We start from the raw sequence: 25181 nt of genomic DNA, 5'->3' as shown, positions 1-25181 counted from the left end.
TGGCGCGATAACTGTCAAAAAAGAGCAAACAATGAAACAAGATCCGCGCTTTCCCAATCTGTTCATCACCGACCATCCGCTGATCCAACACAAACTGAGTCACATGCGCGAGAAGGATACATCGACCCGTACCTTCCGCGAACTGCTCAAGGAAATCACGCTGCTGATGGGTTACGAGATCACCCGCGACCTGCCGCTGACCACCCGCACCATCGAAACCCCGCTGATGACCATCGACGCACCCGTCATCGCCGGTAAAAAACTGGCGATCGTGCCTATCCTGCGCGCCGGCATCGGCATGAGCGACGGCCTGCTGAACCTCGTGCCGTCGGCGCGCGTGGGCCACATCGGCGTGTTCCGCGACCCCGACACCCACCAGCCGGTGGAGTATCTGGTGCGTCTGCCGGATCTGGCCGAGCGCACCTTCATCCTGTGCGACCCGATGGTCGCCACCGGCAATTCTGCGGTGCACGCGGTGGACGTGCTCAAATCGCGCGGCGTGACCGACGAGCAGATCATCTTCCTGGCGCTGGTGGCCGCGCCGGAAGGCATCGAAGTGTTCCAGAAGTCGCATCCGGGCGTGAAGATCTACTGCGCCTCGCTCGACTCGCACCTGAACGAACACGCGTACATCGTGCCGGGCCTGGGCGATGCCGGCGACCGCATCTTCGGCACCAAATAATAACGTCATGGCCACTCCAGTCGATCCAGATTTCCGCGCGCGCCTGGCTGCGCTGAACGAAAAGTTCGCCGCGACCGTACCGGTGACGATGGAGAAGATCACGTCGGCGCTGGCCGTCTGTGTCGCCGAAAGCGCGAACGGAGGCGCGCCGACCGAAGCGGCGATGCATCAGCTGCACGAGCTGCTGCACGGCGTGGCCGGATCGGCCGGCACCTTCGGCTTCGGCACGCTTGGTCAGGAGGCGCGGCGCATCGAGCACATGCTGCGCGAGGCGATGGCCTCCGGTTCAGGCTGGAATGCGGTGGTTCCCGAGGTGGAAAAACTGTTGCGCTGGGCCGCCCGTGACGCCCGCGCAACAGTTTTCGATTGAGCCGTGCGCTTGATGTAAATCAAACCAGTTATCATTTACTTGTCTATAGTGACAGTTACACCACTCACGGAGAGGGAAGGAAGTACCGGCGGGAAGCCCGAACAACTCGGTTTTTCTACCAAAAAAAGCGACGGTTTGCATTTATTTTCGTGAACACGTGCTTTTCTCTCGTAAATGGGTATAATGCGGGATCGTTTAGATTCAAGAGTAGTGCAGTTAGTCTGTCATTTCTTTCTTGCCTCAAACGATATCACGGGCGCAAGCCCAACTTAACTGAAATAGGAATTGTAATGGCAACTGGTATCGTAAAATGGTTCAATGATTCGAAGGGCTTCGGCTTTATCACCCCTGACGAAGGCGGCGAAGATCTGTTCGCTCACTTCTCGGCGATTCAGTCCGCAGGCTTCAAGTCGCTGCAAGAGAACCAACGTGTTTCTTTTGAAGTGACTGCTGGTCCTAAGGGCAAGCAAGCTTCGAACATTCAGCCTCTGTAATACGCTGAATCAAACGAAATAAAGAAATCCTCGGTATCCGAGGATTTTTTTTCGTCCAGAGTTTTGTTGTTGCAGTTTTATAAGCGTTATTGCTCTCGTTCATTGCTTCTCTTTATTGTCCCTTCATTGCTTTCCTGATTTGCGCCAGTAATCCCCCTGCGCATAGGTATGCCGCAGAAAATCGACGAACGCGCGTATCCGCAAGGGCAGGTGACGGCGCTGCGCGAACACCGCGTAGATATCGTTGCCCGGCGCCGCGTGCTGATCGAGCACCGTCCGCAGCTTGCCCGCCTCGATCTCGCTGCCCACCTCCCACATCGAACGCCACGCCAGACCCTTGCCGGCCAGCGCCCAATCGTGCAGCACCTGGCCGTCGTTGCAGCCCATGTTGCCGTTCACCTTCAACACCACGTTCTTGCCGTTGTCGCGGAAGGTCCAGCCGCGCTGGCTGCCTTCGCTGCTGATGGCAAGGCAATTGTGTTTGGCCAGATCGGCCAAGGTCTTCGGCTCGCCGTAGCGTTTGAGGTAGGAGGGGGCGGCCACCACCACGCGCTCGTTGTCGGCCAGCTTGACGCTGACCAGGTTGGAATCGGCCAGGCTGGCGATGCGGATCGCCACGTCGATGCCCTCGCCGACGATGTCGACCACGCGGTCGCTCATGTTCAAGGTGGCCGTGACGTCGCGGTGCTCGCTGAGGAAGGAGGGCAGCAGCGGCGCCACGTGCTGGCGGCCGAAGCCGGCTGGCGCCGAGATCATCAGATGGCCCGTGGCGTGCGCGCTGCGCTCGGCCACCGCCGATTCGGCCTCCTCCAGCTCCGCCAGGATGCGCTGGCAATCCTCCAGGAAGGCCGCGCCTTCGTCCGTCAGCGCCAGCTTGCGCGTGGTCCGCTGCAACAGCTTGACGCCAAGGCGGCTTTCCAGCGCGTCCAGGCGGCGCCCGATCATGGCCGGCGCGATGCCCTCGGCCCGGGCGGCGGCCGACAGGCTGCCCCTGGCGACGACTTCAACGAAGGTCGATATTTGTCTGAACTGGCCCATGAACCGGCATACCTCTCACTTGTGATAAAAACGCATAGATGAAGTGATTTTTAGTCTCGTTTGCATAACTTATGAGTGAATATACTGTAAAACAGAACGCCGCGTAACCGAGCAGCCACACTAAAAGATTCAGGCGCGCATCCGCAGCATCCGTGCTTATAATTTGGTATGGAAGTTAATATTTTCTTACGGAGATCGACCATATGACGCAGTCCACCATCACTTTGCCGGCAGGCATGCAAATCACCGGCGAGATCAAGCCCGGCTACGAAAACATCCTCACCGCCGAGGCGCTGTCGCTGGTGGTCAAGCTGACACGCGAGTTCGAGTCGCGCCGTCAACAGCTGCTGGCGGTGCGCGTCGAGCGCGCCAAGCGCCTCGACGCGGGCGAGCGTCCGGACTTCCTGGCGGAGACCGCGCACATCCGCGCCGGCGACTGGAAAATCGCGCCGATCCCGAAAGCGCTGGAATGCCGTCGCGTTGAGATCACCGGTCCGGTCGAGCGCAAAATGGTCATTAACGCCTTCAACTCGGGCGCCGACAGCTACATGACCGACTTCGAGGATTCCAACACGCCGAACTGGGACAACCAGATCACCGGCCAGATCAATATGTTCGACGCCGTGCGCCGCACCATCGCGCTCGAGCAGAACGGCAAGTCCTACAAGCTCAACGACAAGATCGCCACCTTGGTCGTGCGTCCGCGCGGCTGGCACCTGGATGAAAAACATGTGCTAGTCGACGGCAAGCGCATCTCCGGCGGCATCTTCGACTTCGCGCTGTTCATGTTCCACAACGCCAAAGAGCAGCTGGCGCGCGGCGCGGGCCCATACTTCTACCTTCCGAAGATGGAATCGCATCTGGAAGCGCGCCTGTGGAACGACATCTTCGTGATGACGCAGAACGAACTGGGCCTGCCGCAGGGCACGATCAAGGCCACCGTGCTGATCGAGACCATCCTGGCCGCCTTCGAGATGGACGAGATCCTGTACGAACTGCGCGAGCACAGCTCTGGCCTGAACGCCGGCCGCTGGGATTACATCTTCTCGTGCATCAAGAAGTTCAAGCTGGACAAGGATTTCTGCCTGGCCGACCGCGCCAAGGTAACGATGACGGCGCCGTTCATGCGCGCCTACGCGTTGCTGCTGCTTAAAACCTGCCACAAGCGCAACGCGCCGGCCATCGGCGGCATGGCCGCGCTGATCCCGATCAAGAACGATCCGGAAAAGAACGAAGTGGCGATGGGCGGCGTGCGCAACGACAAGGCGCGCGACGCCACCGACGGCTACGACGGCGGCTGGGTCGCCCACCCGGGCCTGGTCGAACTGGCGATGACCGAATTCACCAAGGTGTTGGGCGACAAGCCCAATCAGATCGACAAGCAACGTCCGGACATCGACGTCAGCGCCGAACAACTGCTGGACTTCAAGCCGGAAGCGCCGATCACCGAGGCCGGCCTGCGTTACAACATCAACGTCGGCATCCATTATCTGGGTAGCTGGCTGGCCGGCAACGGCTGCGTGCCGATCCACAACCTGATGGAAGACGCGGCCACGGCCGAAATCAGCCGCTCGCAGGTGTGGCAGTGGATCCGTTCGGACAAGGGCGTGCTGGACGACGGCCGCAAAGTGACGGCCGACATGGTGCGCGCGATGATACCGGAGGAGTTGGCCAAAGTGCAGCGTGACGCGCCGGGCGGCGACGGTCCGACGTATGTGCGCGCCGGCCAGATCTTCGAACAGATGTCGACGTCGACCGAGTTCGCCGAGTTCCTGACCTTGCCGCTGTATGAAGAGATTTAAATCTAAGTTCTAAAACCAAGGCCGGCGGATGAAGTTCATCCGCCGGTTTTCACATCAAAAATCATTTTTCCACAAACGCAGCGCGGTGAAGGTCGCCAGCGCCGTGTCGATGCGATCGAGCCGTCCGGCCTTGACCAGTTGTTCCGCGATGGCCGGTTCCCGGTAGCGCAGGAAGGGATTGGTCGCCTTCTCGACGCCGATCGTGCTTGGCACCGTCGGCAGATTGTGCTCGCGCTTGTCGGTCTCCACTTTCACACGCTCCTGCAGCGCCACATTGTCCGGCTCCACCACGCGCGCGAAGCGCAGGTTGGACAGCGTATATTCGTGGGCGCAATACACCTTGGTATCATCCGGCAGCGCGGCGAGTTTTCCCAGTGAGCTGATCATCTGCGCCGGCGTGCCCTCGAACAGGCGTCCGCAGCCGCCCGCGAACAGCGTATCGCCGCAGAACAGCCAGGTCGGCTCGCCGGCGGACGGCTCGCGCACGTAGGCGATGTGGCCCATCGTGTGGCCGGGCACGTCGAGCACGGACAGGCGCAGCGCCAGGCCCGGCACGTCGAACTGCTTGCCTTCGCCGACCGGCAAGGTGACGGCGGCGATGGTCTCGTTGCGCGGGCCGAAAACGGGAACCTGATAATGCTGTAATAATTCGGGAACGCCGCCGATGTGGTCAGCGTGGTGATGGGTGAGTAGAATGGCGGTGAGCTTGAGTCCGTTTGCTTTGAGCGCCGCCAGAATCGGCTTGGCGTCGCCCGGGTCGACTACGGCGGCATGGACACCATCATGTATCAGCCACAGGTAATTGTCGTGGAATGCTGGAACCGTCAGAACACAGAGAGCTTGGTTAGAAGATATGGTCATTGGATCACAAAAGGCTAGACATGGATAAAGCGGGATCGGAGCAATCCATTATAGCGCTGGAAGGCTGGCTGCAAACGCCCGCAGGCGTGTACTTGCGTGCGTGGGAACAAACATGTCTCGATAATTTAACAGCCGATATCTTCGGGTTCAACGCGGTGCAGATCGGCATGCCTCAAATCGATGCGCTCGCGGCCAATCGCATGCCGTACAAATGGCTGGCCGACCGCAAGGTGCGCGCGCCAGCACCGCCGATGCCGCCGCCGGTTGCGCCGGCACATGGCGGGCCGGTGATCGACGTGGCGCCCGCGCTGCCGTTGCGTCCGGTCGCGCTGACGCTCGACTACACCGAGTTGCCGTTCGCCTCGCAAAGCATGGACCTGGTGGTGTTGCCGCATGTGCTGGAATTTTCCACCGACCCGCACCAGGTGCTGCGCGAGGTCGAGCGCGTGCTGATCCCGGAAGGCCAGGTCATCATCTGCGGCTTCAACCCGGCCAGCCTGTGGGGCGCGCGCCATGTGATGCGGCGCGTCGGCGGAACCTCGTTCCTGCCGCGCACCGAGGAGTTGATCACTATGCCGCGCATGAAAGACTGGTTAAAATTATTGAATATGAGCGCCAGCCAAAGTCATTTCGGCTGCTACGCGCCGGCCTGCCGCACAGAAAAATGGCTGAACCGCTACGCATTCATGGATAATGCCGGGCCGCGCTGGTGGCCGTTCTTCGGCGGCGTCTACATCGTACAAGCGATCAAGCGGGTCAAGGGCATGCATCTGATCGGTCCGGCTTGGACCAAAAAATCGGCGACGGCCCAGGTGGTCGTCCCTGCAACAAACAAAAGGCGGGAATAGCAGTATGGATAAGGTGGAAATTTTTACCGACGGCGCGTGCAAGGGCAATCCTGGCTGGGGCGGCTGGGGCGCGTTGCTGGTGGCGGACGGCGCCGAGAAGGAAATCTGCGGCGGCGCGCGCGACACGACCAACAACCGCATGGAATTGCAGGCCGTGATCGAGGCGTTGAGCGCGCTCAAGCGCCCGTGCACGGTGGTGCTGCACACCGACAGCCAGTATGTTCAAAAAGGCATCAGCGAATGGATACACGGCTGGAAAGCGCGCGGCTGGAAAACCGCCGCCAAGGAACCGGTCAAGAACGAGGACTTGTGGAAGGCGCTCGACGCCGCGCAAACGATGCACACGGTCGAATGGCGCTGGGTACGCGGCCACAACGGCCACCCGGGCAACGAGCGCGCCGACGTGCTGGCCAACCGCGGCGTCGAACTGGCCCGCGGCCGCTAGGCCACTGGCCGCTTAGCTGATGAGCGGCCTGTTATACTTCTCCGCTTGACCGTAGCAACCACAGAGTACTTATGCGCCAAATCGTTCTCGATACCGAAACCACCGGTATCAACCCCAAGCTGGGCAACCGCATCATCGAGATCGGCTGCGTCGAACTGCACAATCGCATGCTGACCGGGAATAACTTCCACGTCTACATCAATCCGGAACGCGAATCGGAAGAGGGCGCGCTCAACGTCCACGGCCTGACCACCGAGTTCTTGCGCGACAAGCCGAAATTCCACGAGATCGTCGAGCAGCTGCGCGAATACATCCAGGGCGCCGAAGTCATCATCCACAACGCGCCGTTCGACTTGGGGTTCCTGAACCACGAATTCCGTCTGCTCAAGCTGCCGGACTTCTCGACCCATATCGGCGGCGTGATCGACACGCTCGTGCACGCCAAGGAACTCCACCCGGGCAAGCGCAACTCGCTGGATGCGCTGTGCGACCGCTACGGCGTGTCGAACTCGCACCGCAAGCTGCACGGCGCATTGCTCGATGCCGAGCTGCTGGCCGACGTCTACCTGTCGATGACGCGCGGGCAGAACAGCCTGGGCATGGATGTGGAGGAGGAGGTCGTCGTCGGCAGCGCCTTGCTCGAACCGGTGCCGCTGGCCGACATCATCTTCCTGCCGGCGTCGGACGATGAGCTTGCCGCGCACGCGGCCACCTTGGCCGGCCTCGACAAGGCCGTCAAGGGACAGTGCATCTGGACCGCCAGCCTCGCGCCGGCCGCCTGATTGAAAGTAAAATGGCCTCGTAATATTTTGACATTTGCTTAATAGGCAATAAAAAATAAAATATTTATAATGAATTTGCTGCAACGCCGGCACCCCGCAGGGCGGCCGGCTTGTCTTCCCAACCCTCTGGAGCAAATTCTTATGAAGAAATTTATCTCGGCCATCGCCTTGTCGGCAATCGCGTTCAGCTCGGCCTACGCGGCCGCCATCCCCGGCCTGTACAACACGGGCGCAGGCGCATCCGGCACGATCGATTCGAATTACGCGTTGACCGTCATCTCGGGCGATACGATTAGCGATGGCGCCTATATCAGCCACGACAGCGACCTGCGCGGTGAATGGCTGCCCAACAGCAGCACGTCGAAGTGGCTCACGCCGACCAGCAATGCCAGAGAGTCGCTGGACCCTTTCACTGCGGGCGAGTACTCCTATTCGCTGACCTTCACGCTGACCGCCGACCAGGCAGCCAGCGCCAGTTTCCTTGGACGTTACGCCGCTGACAACGAAGTAGCCGTCTATCTGAATGGTCAACTCATCTCCAGCGGCGCCGGCTTCGGCGGCTGGACGGATTTTGGCGCCAGCAGCGGATTCCTGGCGGGCGTCAACGGACTGCAGTTCTCGGTGACCAATTACGCGCTCGACGCCGGCAATCCTACCGGTTTGCGCGTCGAATTCGCCGACGCGTCCGTTCCCAGCGCCGTGCCCGAGCCGGCAACCTACGCCATGATGCTGGGCGGCCTGGGCCTGCTCGGTGCCGTCGCCCGCCGCAAGCAAAGGGCGTAAACGGATAATTTTCGCGTTCGCCCTTCCATTTTCCAGGGGATGTATGCGATAATTCGCCCCGCTTCGGGAGGTTAGCTCAGGGGTAGAGCACTGCATTCACACTGCAGGGGTCGCAAGTTCGAAACTTGCACTTCCCACCAAGAATTCGCTGTAGATCAAGGGCTTACGAGTAATCGTAAGCCCTTTTTTCATGTTGGGTGGAAAAGGGCGGAACACCCTGGCGGACAGCTAATGACGCACCACGGCAAGAAGAACCTTACGGCACCTCGTCGGCAACGAACGGGCGGCAATCGATCGGCAGGTCGATCAAAAACGTCGTTCCCTGTTCCGGTGAGCTATCGACCGCCACGCTGCCGCCGTGGCTCTCCGCCACCGATTGCACGAACGGCAGGCCGATACCCCATCCCCGTTGATCCCGCGCGCTATCTTGGCGCCACAGGTACTGGAAAATCCGCGTTCGATCTTCCGCCGGGATCGGATTACCGGTGTTGTGTACCGACAGCATCATCCGGCCATGGGCGCCATCGACCTTGATCGTCACGTCCGCGCCGTCGCCATATTTCATCGCATTTGCGACGAGATTTTCCAACGCTCTGCGCAACGATTTCTCGCACCAGTAGCCCACCAAGGCGGACCCGCTCACCGAACATTTACCGTCACTCACATTGGCATCCGCGCACACCTGCTTGGCCAGTTCCAGGAGATCGAATCGGGACAGGTCGAGCGGAACGGTTTCGCCCTTGTGAAAGCTTAAAACGTCGAGCAGTTCTTCGATCATTCCGCTCAGGCGCCGGCCGCTATCGAGGATTTTTCCGGCGATGCCTTGCGCTTTCTCCGCTGGCGGGCCCAGCGTTAGCACGTGGGCGCCATTGACGATCACCGAGAGCGGATTGCGCATATCGTGCGACAGGGACGCGGCGACACGCTGGCGCATCGAGTCGTGCATCGCGGTGAATTTCTTGACCGCCTCGCGGACGGCGGAGTCTATCGAAGCATTCACGATGCCCCACTCGGCGCGGCTAAGCGTGAGCCCCTGGGAATCCGCCACGCGCGAAAAAACGTCACGAAAAATCTGATACTCGTGAATGATCTGATCGGGCCCGTACGACGTCATCCTGGCGCGTTCGTTGCCATGTGCCGCCGCGATGTCGGTGTTGCTGGTGGCGTGCTGTCGTGGATGATCCGGGCTTAGTGCCTCTGCAATATTGTCGTAAAATATAGGCAGAGTGTTGATGAGAATCGGGTGCAAGACGTGCTTGGCGCCGGCGACCAGACGCCGAACATCGTGTTCCCATTCGGCGAAGACAAGATCGCGCATCCCCAGGATTTGTCGCGACAATCGAGACAGATCGTCTTCGCTCGTGGATTGATCCGACGCTTGCATCAGTTACCTTTTTCGTTGGGTGTCGCGGAGATCGGTGGCGCCTCCCTCCCTTTGCGGCGACGAGCGATAACGGTGCGGTTGGTGCGCGCGCTGCCGTATGCCGTGGAAGCATCCATTTCCTTATGATACGATAAAACGGACTTTCAGAGGCATATTGCCGAGGTTGTCATCGCATCAAAAGCGGATCGGCTTTCGGGTTAGTCGCGCAGCGGTGGCGCAAAACGGTTCGGCAAAACGATAGGGTGGAAAGGCTGGCCGGCGGCGTCGTGATGCTGGAGCCCGGCGTGCCGACATCGCGCTACGCGAACGAGCGCTCCGGGTCGACAAGGCGACTTCTTCCTTAACGCTCGCGTCGAACCTCGTCCGCAGCGATTTCAGCTTCGGCCAGTTTTTTGCAAAGTTGGGCGTAGGAGACCACTGCGGAGTCCACATGCGCGGGCTTTTTCGATAGCGCGAGGCTCCGTTCCTCTGGCCGGAATGCCACGTAATTTTCGAGATCGATGGTTTTGCCTTTTGTGGCGCTCCGTATGCGGCTGACGTCTTCATCCGAAAATGTCAGCCAGCAGTCGGCACCGTCGGCGGTCATGTTGATCAGGTACTGCAGCATGTTCATCCCCCATGTTTTGCGGCGTAGCGACGCCATAATGTTGGCCTGTGGCGCGCTGGGTGCGCTGTAGTCGTCAGCTAGCGCAACAATGACTTTCGGCGGAAGTCGGCTCCTGTCAGCACTCTCACAGCGACCTGGCGCTCCACGCCGGCTTGCTGCATAAAATCAAGTGCCGGACCTATCCCCTCCAAGCGGGCAATGTTCAGCGCCTCCTCGACTCGGCGGGTCGTGTCGGAATTTCTCCTCATTTCTGGCTGAGTGATGACCGTCGATTCCTCGTTTTTCATCGCATCTCCCGGTTAGATATACCTTCCCAGATATGAGCGGCCGCGTATGTTAGCTATCACACCTTCATCGCTGCGCACCTACAAAGCTGTCGCGTAGCGGGGATGAATATCAAAAGACTGGTGGTGAGGGCTTGCCCGGCGGGCAAAGGCAGGCTAGTTGGCGAACAGCTTGAGGAGGGAAGGCAGCAACTGCGAAATGAAGATTGCCCCGACCACCCACAGGATGATCGAGGTCTTCGCTTCAGCAATTTCAGCCTTGGTGGCGGCCCGTAATTCTGCGATGTCGGCCTTGGTGGCAGCCCGCAATTCTGCGATATCGGCCTTGGTGGCGGCCCGCAATTCTGCGATATCGGCTTTGGTGGCATTTCTTAACTCTGCAATATCGGCCTTCGTGGCGTAGCTTAACTCTGCCATATCCGCCTTGGTTGCACCGTTAGCTACAATCACCGCGACATCAATTTTGATGGCAGTGATATCTGCTTCGATTTTTTCGACGCGCTTTTCCATATCCCCATCATAGGGCGGCTCGCCGCCGCCCGCAACTTCGCTGGCCGTCGGTTCGTTTCTTCGTTTGTCGGGCAAGGGATGGCTACTCATTTCCGAACCTCCGGCTAGATGAGTATTCGATCGATCTGAACGTAAAAAATTCCGTCTAGCCGCAAATACAAAGCAAACATGGCTCACCGGTGACCGTCGAGTCGGCACGGCCGTGCGTATCAACGCCAGTGCGAGACCGCCAGCGACTAGGGCGGCCACGCGCGACTCGCGGTGGTGGACCTCAATATCGATCCCTTCCATCGCGCCGCGCTGTACAGGTACGAAGAGTGATCGCGCGGCCAATCGGCATGCTCACCGCTTGGGCGGCGGCACGCTGACGCCGGCCTCGGTCTGCACCACCGGTTTCATGGTGCCGTCGGCGTTGTATTGCAGATGCTCGACGGTGACCGCGCGGCGCCCGATCGCGCCGTTCATGTCGCCGATCGCCAAGGTGGCGTTGTGCAGGAACAGATACCAGTTGTCCTTGAACTGGACGATGCCCGGATGGATGGTAAAGCTGTACTTGCCGGACCCGGTCAGCAGGCCGCGATAGGTCCACGGACCGGTGATCGAAGGCGCCGTCGAGTACGACACGTGCTCGTCGCGTTGCGTGGTCCGGTCGAGCGAGGCATAAGTCAGATAGTAGAGCTTGCCGCGCTTGTGCAGCCATGGGCCTTCCTCGAAGTGCGGCGGCGTGATCTCCTGGATCGGTCCGTCGAGCTCCACCATGTTGGGTTTCAGCTTGGCGATATAGCACTGGCGATTGCCCCACGCCAGCCAAGTGGTGCCGTCGTCGTCGGTGAACACGGTGGGATCGATGTCTTCCCAGCCATGCGTGCCCTTGGGCGTCATCTTGTTGCTGACCAGGGCCGAGCCGCGCGCGTCGACGAAAGGGCCGGTCGGCTTGTCCGATACCGCCACCGCGATCGCCTTGCCCGGATTCGTGGCGTCATGCTCCACGGCGGCGTAGAAGTAGAACTTGCCGTTCTTCTCGATGGTTTGCGACGCCCAGGCATCGGCCTTGGCCCACTTGAAATCCTTCACGTTCATGATGGGCGCATGGCTGGTCCAGGTGCGCATGTCCTTGGTCGAGTAGACCAGCCATTCGCGCATGTTGAACATCTCGTCGCGCTGCGCCTCGTCATGGCCGACGTACAAGTACAAGGTATCGCCGACCACCAAAGGGGCGGGATCGGCGGTGAATTTGTCGCGGATGATGGGATTCGAACCTGCGGCCGCGCCGGGCGCCGCTTGCGCTGCTGTCGCCAGCGCCATGGACAAGGCGCACATCGCCACCCAGGCCCGACGTGTTCGCGGGCGCGTTTTACCTTCCTTTTGCATCGTTGTCTCCACTATTTTTGTTTTCGCACAGCTACCGTAATCATTCCCTAACATCAAATGATATGCGCTAACATTGGCGTGCATTTATGGTAACTTGTGGTGGCATAGGATGTCCAACAATATTTCCGGATCGCGGATCGCGCTGTCCGGAACCCATATGGAGACGGCAAATGACCTTGGTAAAACAATTGAAAACCCGAGTAGTGTGGACGGCGATACTGGCCAGCTCGGTGGCCGCCAACGTGCTGGCGGGCGAGGGCGACATGACGCCCATCCCGGCCCCCGCCCAGCCCGACGCGATCACGCTGGACACGGGCGTCCTTCCCGGCGCGGCGGCGCCGGAAAGCTGGCATCGTCAGTACGGCAGCGTGTTCGCGCGCAACGTCACGGTCGCCACGCTGACGCCGGTCCTGCCGCCTGCGGCGAAGGCGACCGGCGCCGCCGTCATCGTCGCGCCGGGCGGCGGTTTCCGCACGCTGTCGATGGATAACGAGGGCTGGGCGGTCGCCAGGGCGCTGGCGGACAAAGGCGTGGCGGCGTTCGTGCTGAAGTACCGCCTGAACCAGACGCCGGCGGACATGGCCGGCTTCGAGCGCTCGATGGCGGAGATGTTTTCGGCCACAGCCAAGCGTCCGCCCGCCCCGCAAGATCCCGCAACCGCCCATGCGCCGCAGATCGCCGACGCCCGCGCCGCGTTCGCGCTGGTGCGCGCGCGCGCCAAGGCATGGCATGTGGACCCCGACCGCGTCGGCATGCTCGGCTTCTCCGCAGGTGCCATGCTGACCATGGCGACCGCGTTGCACGGGCAGGACGCCAAGCCGGCATTCATCGCCAATATCTACGGACCGGTATCAGCGATGGCGGCGGCCGTGCCGTCCGACGCGCCGCCGCTGTTCGTCGCGCTTGCGGCGGACGATCCGTTCTTCGCCAACGCCGGCTTCGGCCTGATCGACAGCTGGCGCGGCGCCAAGCGCCCCGTGGAGTTCCACCTCTACGAGCAGGGCGGCCATGGATTCGGGATGTACCAGAAGACCACGACCAGCACCGGATGGTTCGACGGGTTCGCGCGTTGGCTGGGCATGCATGGTTACCTCAAACCGCGTTAAAAACGCCTCTGCGTGGCCGCCTGACCACAGTCGGCCTCGCCGTGCGCCACATGCCGCGCGATGTTAGCGCTTATCATTTTATCGATAACGTTCTATGGGAGTGATGCGGGGTGATATCGTTTTGGACATCGATAACGAATAAAAAGTTATTGGTTATTCGATAATCAGATCGCTACATTCAATTTGTTAGTCAGTTATTTCAAGTGTTTTACTAAACGACACATGCCACGGAGGTGACCAACGACGACACCAGCAGTTTGGAAGCAGGGCGGCCAAGCCGATCGCCCACACCACGACCACACTAAAAAAAATAGATGGAGACCAAATGAAATCACCATGTCAACGCAGCTTGATGAACCTCGCCGTCGCAGGGGCCTGTGCGATGTTCGCCATGCCAGGCCATGCCCAGCAGACGCCGAATGAGCCGCAAGCTCCTGTTAGCGCTACCACCGCCGGCGAGGCCAAGCCGGCCGATGCCGCCGCCACGCCGGCCACGCCCGCCGCGCCCGAACCCGTCGCCGCCACCCCGGAAAACACGGTAGTCGTTTCCGGCTCGCGCATCGCCGCGCGCGGATTCAACCAGCCAACCCCGACAACGAGCCTGACCAGCGCCGACCTCGACAAGGCGGCCAAGCCGAACATCTTCGAAACGCTGACCGAGCTCCCGGCGTTGCAGGGCAGCACCGGCCGCACGGTCAACACCTTCAGCACCTCGAGCGGCCTGCAGGGGTTGTCGTCGCTGTCGCTGCGCGGCCTCGGCACCAACCGCACCCTGACCCTGCTCGACGGCCAGCGCGTCGTCGGCGCCAACGTCACCGGCGTGACCGACGTCAGCCAGTTCCCGCAACTGCTGGTCAAGCGTGTCGACGTGGTCACCGGCGGCGCCTCGGCCTCCTACGGGTCGGACGCCATCGGCGGCGTGGTCAACTTCATCACCGACAAGAAATTCAGCGGCTTCAAGGCCCACCTCGGCGGCGGCATGACTACCTACGGCGACGACAAGAACGGCACCGTTCAGGCTGCCTGGGGCAAGGCCTTCGCCGGCGACCGCCTGCACGTGACCGTCAGCGGCGAATTCACCAAGCAGGGCGGCATCGATTCGCCCGGCTTCGGCGAGGTCGGCCCGAACGGGCGCGACTGGTACAAGAATCCGGCGCTGCAGGAATCGACCAAGGACATGCAGGCAGCCGGTCTGCCGCGCTACACCAGCATCCTGCACGCCCAGCACCAGCAGTACGCCAAATACGGCCTGATCACCGGCGGCGCGTTGCGCGGCACGGCGTTCGCGGCCGACGGTTCGCCTTATCCGTTCCAGTACGGCACCAACTGCGTCGGCAACTTCTGCGTCGGCGGCGACCTGTCGGGCAGCGTCGGCGCCGGCACCAACCTGGCAATGAACTTCAAGCGCAAGGTGGCCTACACCCGCGTGTCGTGGGACCTGGACGCGGACAACGAAATCTATGTCACCGGCAACTGGGCCGAGGTGACGTCGGTGTTCTCGCCGAGCCCGGGCGCGGCCAAGCAGGGCAACCTTGCCATCAAGTGCGACAACGCCTTCCTGCCGGCCTCGGTGGCGGCCGGTTGCGCCTCGGGCTATCCGGGCGGCACCATGCCGGTCGGCACCGCCAACGCGCAGTTCCCCGAGTTCATCAATGTCCATCCGACCCGCACCCAGCGCCGCGTCGTGGTCGGCGCCAACGGCAAGTTCGGGCTATTCGGCAAGGAGTGGTCGTACGACGCCTACGCCGAGCACGGCGAGAACACCACCGTGCTGCGCGTGCAGGACATCACGCTCAACCCGCGCTACAACTTCGCCATCGACGGCGTGCGCGACGCCGCCACCGGACAGATCGTCTGCCGCAGCGCGGCGGCGCGAGCGGCCGGCTGCATGCCGATCAACATCTTCGGCAACAATTCGATCGACGCCGCCACCTGGAACTACATCGCGCCGTCCAACGGGCCAAGGCAACACACCGATTCGAGTCAAAATGTAGTTAGCGCTAACATCAACGGCACGGTGGCCGAGGGCTGGGCCGGTCCGATCTCGATGGCGTTCGGCGCCGAATGGCGGCGCGAGAAATACTCGGTCTACGGGGACCCGTACGGCGCGGGCGTGGCCTACGAGTCGCCTTACAGCGCCAGCTATCCGCAAGACCCGACTTTGTCCGTCACCGGCGACAACTGGTTCGCTGGCAATTACCACAACGGCAAGGGCTCGTTCAACGTCAAGGAAGCGTATGTCGAGTTCAACATTCCATTCCTGAAATCGGCCACCTGGGGCGAGGCCAACCTGAACCTGGCCGACCGCGAGGAGAAGTACAGCACGGCCGGCAAGGCGCGCGCGTGGAAGCTCGGCGCCACCTGGCAGACCCCGATCGACGGCCTGCGCCTGCGCGCGGTGAGTTCGGCCGATGTGCGTGCGCCCAATCTGAGCGAGCTGTTCGCCGCCACCACGGTCACCAACCAAGCGGTCAACAACAACCAGGGCCAGTCGATCCAGGTCCAGCAACGCAACGTCGGCAACCCGGACCTGAAACCTGAGAGCGCCCGCAACAACTCGTTCGGCGTGGTCCTCAGCCAGCCGAGCTGGGCGCGTAACTTCAACCTGTCGATCGACTACTACGACATCAAGGTCAAGAACGTGATCAGCTCGCTGGGTCCGCAGCAGGAGGTCGACCTGTGCTACGCCGGCTTCCAGCAGGTGTGCTCGGCCGTGTCGATCAACGGTCCGGCCGGCACCAATTTCGTCTTGGCGCAAGCGTTCAACTTCGCCTCGCTGCACACGCGCGGCATCGACTTCGAGGCCGCCTACCGCGCCAACCTGAGCGACTACGGCGTGCCTGGCACGGTCACCCTGCGTGGGCTGGCCAGCCGCATGATCCATTCGGTGTCGGACCCCGGCCTGCCGGGCACGATACCGAGCGAGGGCGCCGGCAACATGTTCGGCAGCACGCCGAAGTGGAAGGCGCTGCTGCAGCAGTCGTGGGACTATGGCAAGATCGGCCTGACGTTGTCGCAGCGCTGGATCAGCGCCGGCGTGTACAACAACGAGTACATCGAGTGCCAAACCAACTGCCCGCTGCCGACGGCGGCGCACCCTACGATCTACGACAACCACATCCCGGGCGCGGTCTACGTCGATTTCGGCGCGACCTACAAGTTCTCGCCGCAAATCACCGCCTACGCCAAGATCGACAACCTGGCCGACCGCGCGCCGGTGTTGCTGCCGCAGACCAACCTGAGCTACGGCATCAACCCGGCCATCTATGACGTGGTGGGCCGCACCTACCGCGCCGGCGTGCGGATGGCGTTCTAACATGGATCGAACCTTCGTTACGCGCGCGATCCTGCAAGCGTGGCGGGCGGCGTTGCTCATGGCGCTGGCCATGGCGACGCCGCCCGCCACGGCCGCCAACCCCATCGTCCAGACCCGGTTCACGGCCGACCCGGCGCCGCTGGTGCATGACGGCGTGGTCTACCTGTACACCAGCCACGACGAGGACGACGCCAGCGACTTCAAGATGCGCGACTGGCTGTTGTACTCGTCCACCGACATGGTCAACTGGACCGACCACGGCGCGGTCGCCTCGCTGGCCACGTTCCCGTGGGCGGTGCAGGACAACGACGCCTGGGCGCCGCAAGTGATCGCGCGCAACGGCAAGTTCTACCTGTACGCCCCGGTCAGCGTGGCCGGCTGGCCCAAGAACGTCATCGCCGTGGCGGTGGCGGACAACCCGGCCGGCCCGTTCAAGGACGCGCTGGGCAAGCCGCTGATCGACAAGGCCGAGGGCTACTTTGACCCGACGGTCGCCATCGACGACGACGGCCAGGCCTATCTGTACTGGGGCAATCCGCATCTCTGGTACGTCAAGCTCAACGAGGACATGGTGTCGTACTCCGGCCCCATCGTCAAAAGCGACAGCAGGCCGGCCGACTACCAGGAGGGGCCATGGTTCTACAAGCGGGGCAAGCACTACTACATGGCCTACGCCTCGACCTGCTGCCCGGAGGGCATCGGCTACGCGATGAGTGCTTCGCCGACGGGGCCGTGGCAGTACAAGGGGCCGATCATGGCTGCAAACGCTGCGTCCACGGGCAACCATCCCGGCATCATCGATTACAAGGGCAATTCCTATGTCTTCGGCTTCCACTATGAGTTGAACTTCGCGCAGTCGCCGGTCCACCGCGAGCGGCGCTCGGTCACGGTCGCCAAATTCAGCTACAACGCCGACGGCACCATTCCGGCGCTGCCGTGGTGGGACCGGGACGGCGTCGAGCAACTCGGGCGGCTCGACCCGTACCACCGGGTCGAGGCCGAGACCATCGCCTGGACCTCGCGCATCAAGCATGACGTGGACCGTCCGTTCGACTGGGCTCCCGGCGTGCGCACGGCAAAGGGGCCGGGCGCCGGCATGCACGTGGCCGACATCGTCGACCGCACCTACATCAAGGTGGCGGGCGTCGATTTCGGCGCGGCCGGGCCGGCGCGCTTCGCCGCCAGTGTGGCCAGCGGCGGCAGGGGCGGGCAGATCGAGATCCGGCTCGGCAACGTGCAGGGCCCGTTGCTGGGCACCTTGACGGTGCCGAACACGGGCGGCTGGCAGAACTGGCGCACCGTCGAGACGCCGGTCGGCGGCGCCACCGGCGTGCACGACGTGTTCTTCGTTTTTAAGGGCAAGTACCGGGCGCCGTTGTTCAACGTCGACCATTGGAGGTTCTTCGGCGCCGCAGCGCCCGCCGGCCGGCCGCCTGGTTCAGCCAGCCCAAGGGGCTGACGATTCTGTTCCTGACCGAGATGTGGGAAAAGTTCTCGTTCTTCGGCATGCGCGCGCTGCAAATTTATTATATGACCAAGGAGCTGCACTACACGCAGGCGTTCTCCTCGATCGTGTTCGGCGCCTACGCCGCCGGCGTCTACCTGACGCCGATCTTCGGCTACATTTTGGGCGGCAAGCATCTGCCGGTGGAGGCCTCCAGGGCGGGCGACCGGCACGCGCCGGTGGCGGAGGGTGACGGCGGCGGCAGCATCCGCATGCTGGTCGCCGTTGCGCTCGCCGTCATGCTGTTCCGCGTCGCCTACGAACAGACCGGCAACACCTTCGCCGTCTGGGCCGACACGGCGGTGGAACGCCAGGCGTTCGGGCTGACGATCCCCGTCACCTGGTTCCAGTCGCTCAATCCGATGTTCGTCTTCCTGCTCAGTCCGATATTGGTGCGCGTCTGGAACCGCCGCGCGGCCAGGGGCAGGGCGACGCCGGCGCTCGAGCGCATGAGCAAGGGCGCCATCGGCGTCGGCGCCGCCTATGCCATGCTGGCGGCGTTGATCGTCGTCGGCGGCGCCGGCGGCTACGCCATCACCTGGCTGTGGCTAATCGCCTTTTTCGGCATCTTCACGCTGGCCGAGCTGTACATCCTTCCCGTCGGGCTCGGTCTGTTCGCCAGCCTGGCGCCCAAGCGCTTCGCCGCCACCACCATCGCCGCGTGGTTCTTTTGCTCGTTCACCGGCAACCTGCTGTCGGGGTTCGCCGGCGCCCTGTGGGAGTTGGTCACGCCGCAAGGCTTCGTCATGCTGATGGCGGGCATCTGCACCGTGGCGGGTTTGGCGTTGTACGCGATCCACCGCGCGCATCGATCAAGCGCGGTGGCGTCCCCCGCGACGGCGCCGCCCGTCGACAAGCAGGCGTGAGCGCAAATGCCGCCGCGATGCAGGCCGGCGCGCCTCATGGCATCGACGCCCGGCAACCCTTGTCTTTTGTCATGGCCCATGCTAATGTCGTTAAAACAACATTTTCCGGCTCGTGCGGCCCCCTCGCTCCAATGCCGCCAGTCTGCGGTTTCCCATTCTCCGAGGCAGGCACATGGCGACACCCCCATCACCGGCGCGAAAGCCCAGACACAAGCTCAATGCCTGGTTCCTGCTCATCCTGGTCTGGCTGGCCGCGACGACGTGGGTCGCAATGCGTCAACTTCCCGCGCCCATCGGCATCAATTGGTTCAAGCCAACATCGTTCTGGACGCCATTGGAACGCAATGCTTTTCTGCGGTTGCCCGATACCGGCGCGATGCGTTTCATCATGTTCCTGCGCGATGGCCGCCGGGGATGGGGCCTCTCCACGGCCGGCGACCTGGTCGGCACCGACAACGGCGGCGCCGATTGGTCGCCGATCGCCAGCGCGCTGACGCAGGTCGACGCGCTGGCCTTCAGTGCGGACGGGCGGCTCGGCTGGGCGGTGGGTGGGGCCGGGCTGCGGCGGACCACGGACGGAGGCCGGCGTTGGACGACGGTCTCGGCGGCTGCGCTGGAGGGCAAGCGGTGGACTTCGATCGCCTTCGATCCGGCCGGCCGCCATGGCGTGGTCGTGGGTCTCGATGGCGCTTTTGCCAGTAGCGACGATGGCGGCGAGCATTGGCGTTCGCCGACTTGGAGCACCTCATGGCGGCCCGGCCGGGACGATGCGCTGAAATCGGCTTTCTGGAGCGACGACGGCGAAAAGGCGTGGGTCATCGGCGATCGAGGCACGTTGCTTACCACCGATAACAGCGGCGCCACCTGGCGGCGCGTCTCTGGCATGGACATCGATACCCGATTCCCCTTCGTCAAGGTGCGTTTCCTGCGCGACGGCAAGCGCGGCTGGATTGTCAACGAAGCGGGCGACCTGTTCTGGGCCACCGATGGTGGCCGCGATTGGCGGCGCGTGGACCGCCAACCGGACCTGGTCTTTTCTGATATTGAAATGCTTGAGGACGGCAAGCATGGTTGGGCCACGACCCAGGCCGGCCGGCTGTCGGCGACCCGGGATGGGGGACGGACTTGGACGCACACCGCAGTCACGGGCCATTCCAGGATCTATGCGTTGGCCGCACAAGGCGATGGTGCCCGTCTCTGGATCGCCGGGTCGGCGGGTATCGTCCATTCCAATGACGGCGGTGTCGGTTGGCAGGCACAGACACGCAACGCGCTCGGGCGCATCTCGTCGCCGGCGTTCGCTGCCGACGGTCTGCGCGGCTGGGCTGTCGGCAGCGGCGGCACGATCATCGCCACTGCCGACGGCGGGGCGACGTGGGCGGCCCAGACCAGCGCGGGAGCGGACGCCCTGAATGCCGTTGCGGTGCATCGGGACGGTCTGCGGGGCTGGGCCGTGGGGGACAACGGCAGCATCCAGCAAACCGTCGACGGCGGCCAGCGTTGGACGCGGGCGCCGGTCCAGGAGCGTACCCACCTGATCAAGATCGTCGTGGCGAAGGATGGCTTGCATGGCGTGGCCCTCGGACAGGACGGCCCCATGCTGCTTACCAGCGATGGCGGGACGGCTTGGCGCAGGTCGTCGAAAGGACTCGGCGAGACCGTGTATGACCTTGCACTGTGGGAAGGTCAAAAAGAGCTGTTGTGGGCGGCCACCTTGACGCAACGCTTCCGGTCCGAAAACCTTGGCGAGACATGGCATGCGGTGCCGGCAAACGAATTTCGCAGCCCGCGCGGCATTGTTATCGACGGCGGCCGGCTCGATCCGCCGATTCGGCACGATGTCGGCGCTGGTATCGTAGTCGGGTATCCCGCCTTGCCCCGTTTTAGCGCCGACGGCGCACGCGGATGGTGGACCATCAGCAACCGTTTCGGGAGCAGCACCATCTACCTGAGCGGCGATGGCGGCCGCGACTGGTGGTCGGCCGGGCTGCCGGAGGGGGGAGGGCCGGACTCCCCGTCGACGGCGGCGACATTCCTGGAGGACGGCTTGCGCGGCTGGGCCATGCGCAACGGCACCCTGCACGGCACCACTGATGGCGGCGCCAACTGGCGCGAGGGCTGGGCCGGCTACCGGCGGCTTCCCGCCCTGTGGTATTGGGTCGCGCTGCTGCCGGCGATCGTCATGTTGCGCTTCGCATTGCGCCGGCGCCGCTCGCTCGCCGGCGACAAGTCGGCGGCCGGGATGTTTGTCGACGACGACGCCATCGCCGCCTTCGAGGACGACCGGCTCGAGTTCGGCCCGCTGGCGCGCGGCCTGTCGCGCTTCCTGCGCAACAAGAAAACCTCGCCTCCGCTGACCTTGGCCATCACCGGCGATTGGGGCACCGGCAAAAGTTCACTGATGCGTCTGCTGTGCGCCGACCTCAAACGCTACGGCCAGCGTCCGATCTGGTTCAACGCCTGGCACCACCAAAAGGACGAACAGCTGTTTAGCGCGTTGCTCGGGGCGATACGCGCCGAGGCGGCGCCGTCGTCGCTCAAGCCGGCCGGATGGATATTCCGCCTCAAGCTGCTGTGGATACGCTCGAAACAGCATTTTCTATTGAGTTTCATATTGCTGGTGCTGGTGTCGAGCGCATGCGCGTTTCCATTCCGGCATTCGGTGGGCGAATTGCTCGATCTGTTGACTCGGCTGGCCGCGCTGCCGAAACTGCTCGACGGCTCCACAACGGCCGCCGCCAGCGGCCTTGGCGTGCAGCAGCTGGCGCCGCTGGCGCAAGTACTGGCCCTGTGCGCGGCGCTGGCGGCGCTCTACAAGGGCATGAAAGCATTCGGCGTCGATCCGGCGGTCATGGTCAAGGGCGTGTCCGAGCACATCAGTCTGAGGCAGGCAAGCGCGCAAAACAATTTCCGCGCGGCGTTCGCCCAGCAGTTCGAAGAAGTGGCCGACGCGTTACCTTACCGCATGACCATCGTCATCGACGACCTTGACCGGTGCCGGCCCGAGAACATCTTGGAAGTGCTGGAAACCGTGAATTTCCTCACGGCCTCGGGCAAGTGTTTCGTGGTGTTCGGCATGGCGACCTCCAGGGTGGCGGCGGCGCTGGGCATGGCGTTCGAGAAGATCGCCAACGAACTGGCGGCGGAGACCGCGACCACGCTCGACGGGCGGCAGCCGTTGCCGGAAGAAGCGGCGAGGCGGCGCCGGCGCGCCTACGCGCACGACTATCTTGAAAAACTCATCAATCTGGAAATCATGGTGCCGACACGCGGTGAAATCGGTGCCGATACCTTGTTCAGCGGACGCGCGGCAGGCGACGACGGCGGCTGGCGCCAAATCGTGCAAGGCTTCGCCACCGCCTGGCCGCTCTGCCTGGCGGCGGCCGCAATCTGCCTCGGCATCCTGATCGGCGCCATGGTGCGCATGCCGGCGCCCGATGTGACGCCGGCGGCGGCCACGCCGGCGGCCGTCGCGTCGCCGTCGGCGGCGCCATCGAAAACGGCGTTGCCGTCGGCGCCCGCCCAGGTCTCTGCGGCGCAGGCCCCGCCGGTGCAGGCCAAAAAATTCCAAAGTGGCCAGGTCAATCCTGTCGAGTTCGTCTATGGTTTGCCGCTGGCGCTGCTCGCGGCCATGTCGCTGATTCTGTTGGTGCACGGCCTGTTGCGGCTACGGGAGCAAGCCATTGAAGTGCGGGACTCGGATGACTTCAAGAAGGGTTTGAAGGTCTGGACCGAGGTGGCGGCGCAGCATCGCAACACGCCGCGCGCCATCAAGCGCTGGGGCAACCGCCTGCGGTATTTCGCCATGCTGCAGCAAGGCAGCGCGCCGGAAGAAACGATCGGCGAACGCTGGCGGCGCGAGTCGCACGAAAAATTGCAGCGGCTTGGCATGCGCCTTGGCATCTCGACCCCAGGCGCGGCGGCGCCGCCGCCGGGCACCCACACCATCATCGAAGAAACGCGGCTGATCGCCATCGGCGCCGCGCATGAGGCGTATGGTTGGGACTGGCGGGGAAAATTGGAGCGTGCGTCCTATTTGGACGAGGACGATCCGCTAAGAAAAGCCATGCGGGAGCACCCGCTGGTCACAGGCCAGCCGTGGTGGCCGGTATCGGACGATGAGGCACAGGCGTTTGAACGCCTGCTGGCGGGCATCAAACTGCCGCCGGCGGGGGTCGACGCGAGCTTGAGCGCGACCCGTGCGCACGTGGATGCCGACCTGCCGTCCGAGGTCCCGGAGGATTTTCCCTCCGGGTTTGCCTCGGAGACCGGCCCGGTCGCCCGGTCGGCCTCCGCCAGCGCGGAGGGCTCAAGCTCGTCCCTGCCGTTCGCCTAGTCTAAGCCGGTTTGCCGTCAATCGCGCCCAGGCGGCTCCAGACGGCCTGCATGCCGTCGCTGGTGATGAGGTCGCGTGCCGCTTTGGACGGACTGGCCGTACACAGGCCCCATTGGAAGTGTGGCAGGTCGACGCTCTTCCAATCGCCGCCCCAGGCGCAGCCGTGCTGTTTGAAGATGGCGGCCACCCGGCGGAACCATTTTTCCCCTTCCGGCGGCGACCAGTATTTTTTCTCGTGCACGATGTCGACGGCCAGCCCGTAGCCGTGCCAGCTTTGCAGATTGGTTGGCGCGTTGGTCACCGGCGCGAGCGGCGGTATCACCGTGCGCCCACGCTGGTAATACATCGCTTGCAGCTCGGCCGACCGGTAACCCTCGTATAGCATGGCGCCCAGCGCGTTTTGACTGGAATTGCATTCGGCCAGGGCGCGAAGCACCGCCTCGGCGAAGGCCGGCGCCAGACGGCGCGGATCGCGATCGACCATCAATGCGGCTTGATTGGAACCTGCGCTCATAGTTTGATCTCCTTGAGGTTGACGGCGTCGTCACGCCATTGGTGTGGAACAAAGGATTTTTCCGCTGGATAGCCAGTTGCCGGTTGCTCCGCCAGTTTGCCCTGGTCGGCCGGGACCGGCGCCGGCGCGGGGGCTGGCAAGGCCGCCGCCGGCGGCGCGGCGGCCGTGTTCTTGCGGTCTTCGCTGCCTTCCTCGGGCGATTTTTCGTGCGGCTTGACCGTCGAGCGGATGACCATGAACTTGTTCAGCACGTCGAACCAGAACGGCGCGCCCAGCATGACCCCGATCGCCGTGATCAGCCAGCCGATCAGCAATTGCATGAGGTTGTACGGCTGGCCGCACTCGGTGTGTTTCCCCGTCACGCAGGTCTGCACCGGCGTGTAGCCGAACACATTGGGCGAAGTCGCCGACGCGACCCATCCCATCGGCATGCCGACCGCGGCCAGCGCATCGCGCGCGTCGTCGGCGAGCTTGGCGGCATCCTTTTCCGCCGGGTTGGACGCCTTCGCGGCGGCCGTCACGATGGTTTCCCGCAAGGCCTTATCGGTGGTCAGGCGGCCCATGACATACAGGGCGTCGACATTCATCACCACCGCCGTCAGCAGGCCCAGCCCGAACAGGACGGCCTGGGTGCGGCGTTTGTACCAGCCCGAGGCGCGGTCCATCGAACCGTCGAACCAGTTTTGCAGATTCAGCGTCATCTGCTTCAAATTGCCTTCCGAGTGGTCGATTGCGCTCAACACCACGCGCTGCAGCACGGGCGAGCCGAGCGCCGCGGCGCGCTTGCGCAACAGTTCGATGGTCAGCGATTCATCGGCGACCGGTTCGCCGGCGCTCACCGGCCCGCGTCCGACCACGTCGATGAGCGCCTTGACGAACAATTCGGCCGGAATATACGACGGCAGGTTGCGCCGCGCCGCCAGCGGCATGTGCTTGGATTGACCATCGCCGCCGATGCTGCGGTTGACGCTGCTGCCGGCCAGCCTGGCCGGATCGTACTGGCCTTGATACAACGACGAGATCAGCGGATGCGAGAAAAAAAACTGGGCCAGCGTGCCGTCCTTGTCGTCGAGCAGGGTGCGCACGGCGCGCTCCAGGTCCATGGCGCGCCACTTCAAAATCCCTTCGATATATTCCCGGATTCCGGTGCAGATCAGCGACATCATCAGGAACAGGAAAATCATGCCGATGCAGACTTCGAGCGTTTCTGAGTTGAACATATTTCTCTCCAAAAGTAGAGGCGGGGGTGGGCAACGCCGCCGCCGGCGTTGCGTGGAC

The 25181-nt window shown here is 63.1% G+C and carries 22 protein-coding genes and 1 tRNA gene; 14 read left to right on the top strand and 9 right to left on the bottom strand.

Features of this window, described 5'->3' with window-relative positions:
• Positions 1-31 precede the first annotated feature (31 nt).
• The 3 genes from upp to NHH88_19805 all read left to right on the top strand — a co-directional run bounded on the left by upp (position 32) and on the right by NHH88_19805 (position 1546).
• Positions 32-682 carry a uracil phosphoribosyltransferase gene (upp, locus tag NHH88_19815; GenBank protein USX11940.1) on the top strand — a complete coding sequence of 217 codons (651 nt, stop codon included), beginning with the start codon at positions 32-34 and terminating at the stop codon, positions 680-682.
• Between the two features lie 7 nt (positions 683-689).
• Complete coding sequence (locus NHH88_19810; protein ID USX11939.1) at positions 690-1052, top strand: Hpt domain-containing protein; 363 nt, start codon at positions 690-692, stop codon at positions 1050-1052.
• 290 nt (positions 1053-1342) lie between these two features.
• Entirely contained in the window at positions 1343-1546 is a 204-nt protein-coding gene (locus NHH88_19805) for a cold-shock protein (protein USX11938.1), read from the top strand.
• A gap of 123 nt (positions 1547-1669) precedes the next feature.
• Here the strand turns inward: NHH88_19805 and NHH88_19800 are convergent, their stop codons facing one another.
• Positions 1670-2584 (bottom strand): LysR family transcriptional regulator, encoded by a 915-nt coding sequence (locus NHH88_19800; protein ID USX11937.1) that lies wholly within the window; start codon positions 2582-2584, stop codon positions 1670-1672.
• 203 nt (positions 2585-2787) lie between these two features.
• Between NHH88_19800 and aceB the strand changes: the two genes are divergently transcribed.
• Complete coding sequence (gene aceB, locus NHH88_19795) at positions 2788-4386, top strand: malate synthase A (GenBank protein ID USX11936.1); 1599 nt, start codon at positions 2788-2790, stop codon at positions 4384-4386.
• Between the two features lie 54 nt (positions 4387-4440).
• Here aceB and gloB read toward each other — a convergent pair whose 3' ends face one another.
• A complete protein-coding gene (gloB, locus tag NHH88_19790; protein ID USX11935.1) occupies positions 4441-5247 on the bottom strand; it encodes a hydroxyacylglutathione hydrolase in 807 nt (268 codons plus the stop codon).
• Between the two features lie 20 nt (positions 5248-5267).
• On the opposite strand from gloB, the gene NHH88_19785 reads away from it, so the two are divergent.
• The 5 genes from NHH88_19785 (at position 5268) to NHH88_19765 (ending at position 8245) form a co-directional block, all read left to right on the top strand.
• Positions 5268-6095: a class I SAM-dependent methyltransferase gene (locus tag NHH88_19785; GenBank protein USX11934.1), complete on the top strand. Its 828-nt coding sequence runs from the start codon at positions 5268-5270 to the stop codon at positions 6093-6095.
• 4 nt (positions 6096-6099) lie between these two features.
• Positions 6100-6540: a ribonuclease HI gene (gene rnhA / locus NHH88_19780; GenBank protein ID USX11933.1), complete on the top strand. Its 441-nt coding sequence runs from the start codon at positions 6100-6102 to the stop codon at positions 6538-6540.
• 71 nt (positions 6541-6611) lie between these two features.
• Positions 6612-7322 (top strand): DNA polymerase III subunit epsilon, encoded by a 711-nt coding sequence (gene dnaQ / locus NHH88_19775; GenBank protein ID USX11932.1) that lies wholly within the window; start codon positions 6612-6614, stop codon positions 7320-7322.
• 141 nt (positions 7323-7463) lie between these two features.
• On the top strand, positions 7464-8105 hold the full coding sequence (locus NHH88_19770; GenBank protein USX11931.1) for a PEPxxWA-CTERM sorting domain-containing protein: 642 nt from the start codon (positions 7464-7466) through the stop codon (positions 8103-8105).
• 65 nt (positions 8106-8170) lie between these two features.
• Positions 8171-8245: transfer RNA gene (locus NHH88_19765), tRNA-Val, on the top strand.
• A 116-nt stretch (positions 8246-8361) separates the two neighbouring features.
• On the opposite strand, the gene NHH88_19760 is transcribed toward NHH88_19765, so the two are convergent.
• The 5 genes from NHH88_19760 to NHH88_19740 form a co-directional block, all read right to left on the bottom strand.
• Positions 8362-9489 carry a HAMP domain-containing histidine kinase gene (locus NHH88_19760; GenBank protein USX11930.1) on the bottom strand — a complete coding sequence of 376 codons (1128 nt, stop codon included), beginning with the start codon at positions 9487-9489 and terminating at the stop codon, positions 8362-8364.
• A gap of 340 nt (positions 9490-9829) precedes the next feature.
• Complete coding sequence (locus NHH88_19755; GenBank protein USX11929.1) at positions 9830-10096, bottom strand: hypothetical protein; 267 nt, start codon at positions 10094-10096, stop codon at positions 9830-9832.
• Between the two features lie 77 nt (positions 10097-10173).
• Positions 10174-10383 carry a hypothetical protein gene (locus NHH88_19750; GenBank protein USX11928.1) on the bottom strand — a complete coding sequence of 70 codons (210 nt, stop codon included), beginning with the start codon at positions 10381-10383 and terminating at the stop codon, positions 10174-10176.
• 153 nt (positions 10384-10536) lie between these two features.
• Positions 10537-10980: a CCDC90 family protein gene (locus NHH88_19745; GenBank protein USX11927.1), complete on the bottom strand. Its 444-nt coding sequence runs from the start codon at positions 10978-10980 to the stop codon at positions 10537-10539.
• Between the two features lie 252 nt (positions 10981-11232).
• Positions 11233-12261, bottom strand: coding sequence for a glycoside hydrolase family 43 protein (locus NHH88_19740; protein USX11926.1), 1029 nt, complete (start codon positions 12259-12261; stop codon positions 11233-11235).
• Between the two features lie 170 nt (positions 12262-12431).
• Between NHH88_19740 and NHH88_19735 the strand changes: the two genes are divergently transcribed.
• The 5 genes from NHH88_19735 to NHH88_19715 all read left to right on the top strand — a co-directional run bounded on the left by NHH88_19735 (position 12432) and on the right by NHH88_19715 (position 23389).
• Entirely contained in the window at positions 12432-13367 is a 936-nt protein-coding gene (locus tag NHH88_19735) for an alpha/beta hydrolase (GenBank protein ID USX11925.1), read from the top strand.
• 325 nt (positions 13368-13692) lie between these two features.
• Positions 13693-16683: a TonB-dependent receptor gene (locus NHH88_19730; GenBank protein USX11924.1), complete on the top strand. Its 2991-nt coding sequence runs from the start codon at positions 13693-13695 to the stop codon at positions 16681-16683.
• A 1-nt stretch (position 16684) separates the two neighbouring features.
• The gene (locus NHH88_19725) at positions 16685-18142 is read left to right on the top strand and encodes a glycoside hydrolase family 43 protein (protein USX11923.1); all 1458 of its coding nucleotides are present in this window, start codon (positions 16685-16687) and stop codon (positions 18140-18142) included.
• Positions 18076-19053 carry a hypothetical protein gene (locus NHH88_19720; GenBank protein USX11922.1) on the top strand — a complete coding sequence of 326 codons (978 nt, stop codon included), beginning with the start codon at positions 18076-18078 and terminating at the stop codon, positions 19051-19053. Before NHH88_19725 ends, NHH88_19720 begins: the two co-directional genes overlap by 67 nt.
• Before the next feature lie 271 nt (positions 19054-19324).
• Positions 19325-23389, top strand: coding sequence for a YCF48-related protein (locus tag NHH88_19715; protein USX11921.1), 4065 nt, complete (start codon positions 19325-19327; stop codon positions 23387-23389).
• Position 23390: 1 nt separating this feature from the next.
• Here NHH88_19715 and NHH88_19710 read toward each other — a convergent pair whose 3' ends face one another.
• Together NHH88_19710 and NHH88_19705 are read right to left on the bottom strand one after the other, a co-directional pair.
• On the bottom strand, positions 23391-23903 hold the full coding sequence (locus NHH88_19710; GenBank protein USX11920.1) for a M15 family metallopeptidase: 513 nt from the start codon (positions 23901-23903) through the stop codon (positions 23391-23393).
• Complete coding sequence (locus NHH88_19705; GenBank protein ID USX11919.1) at positions 23900-25123, bottom strand: hypothetical protein; 1224 nt, start codon at positions 25121-25123, stop codon at positions 23900-23902. The genes NHH88_19710 and NHH88_19705 overlap by 4 nt, the downstream gene beginning before the upstream one ends.
• Positions 25124-25181 lie beyond the last annotated feature (58 nt).

The organism is Oxalobacteraceae bacterium OTU3CAMAD1 (assembly GCA_024123915.1).
In the GTDB taxonomy this organism is placed as follows: Bacteria; Pseudomonadota; Gammaproteobacteria; order Burkholderiales; family Burkholderiaceae_D; genus Rugamonas.
Note: the sequence above shows the minus strand (reverse complement) of the source record. Positions and strands in the feature narration are given on the sequence as shown.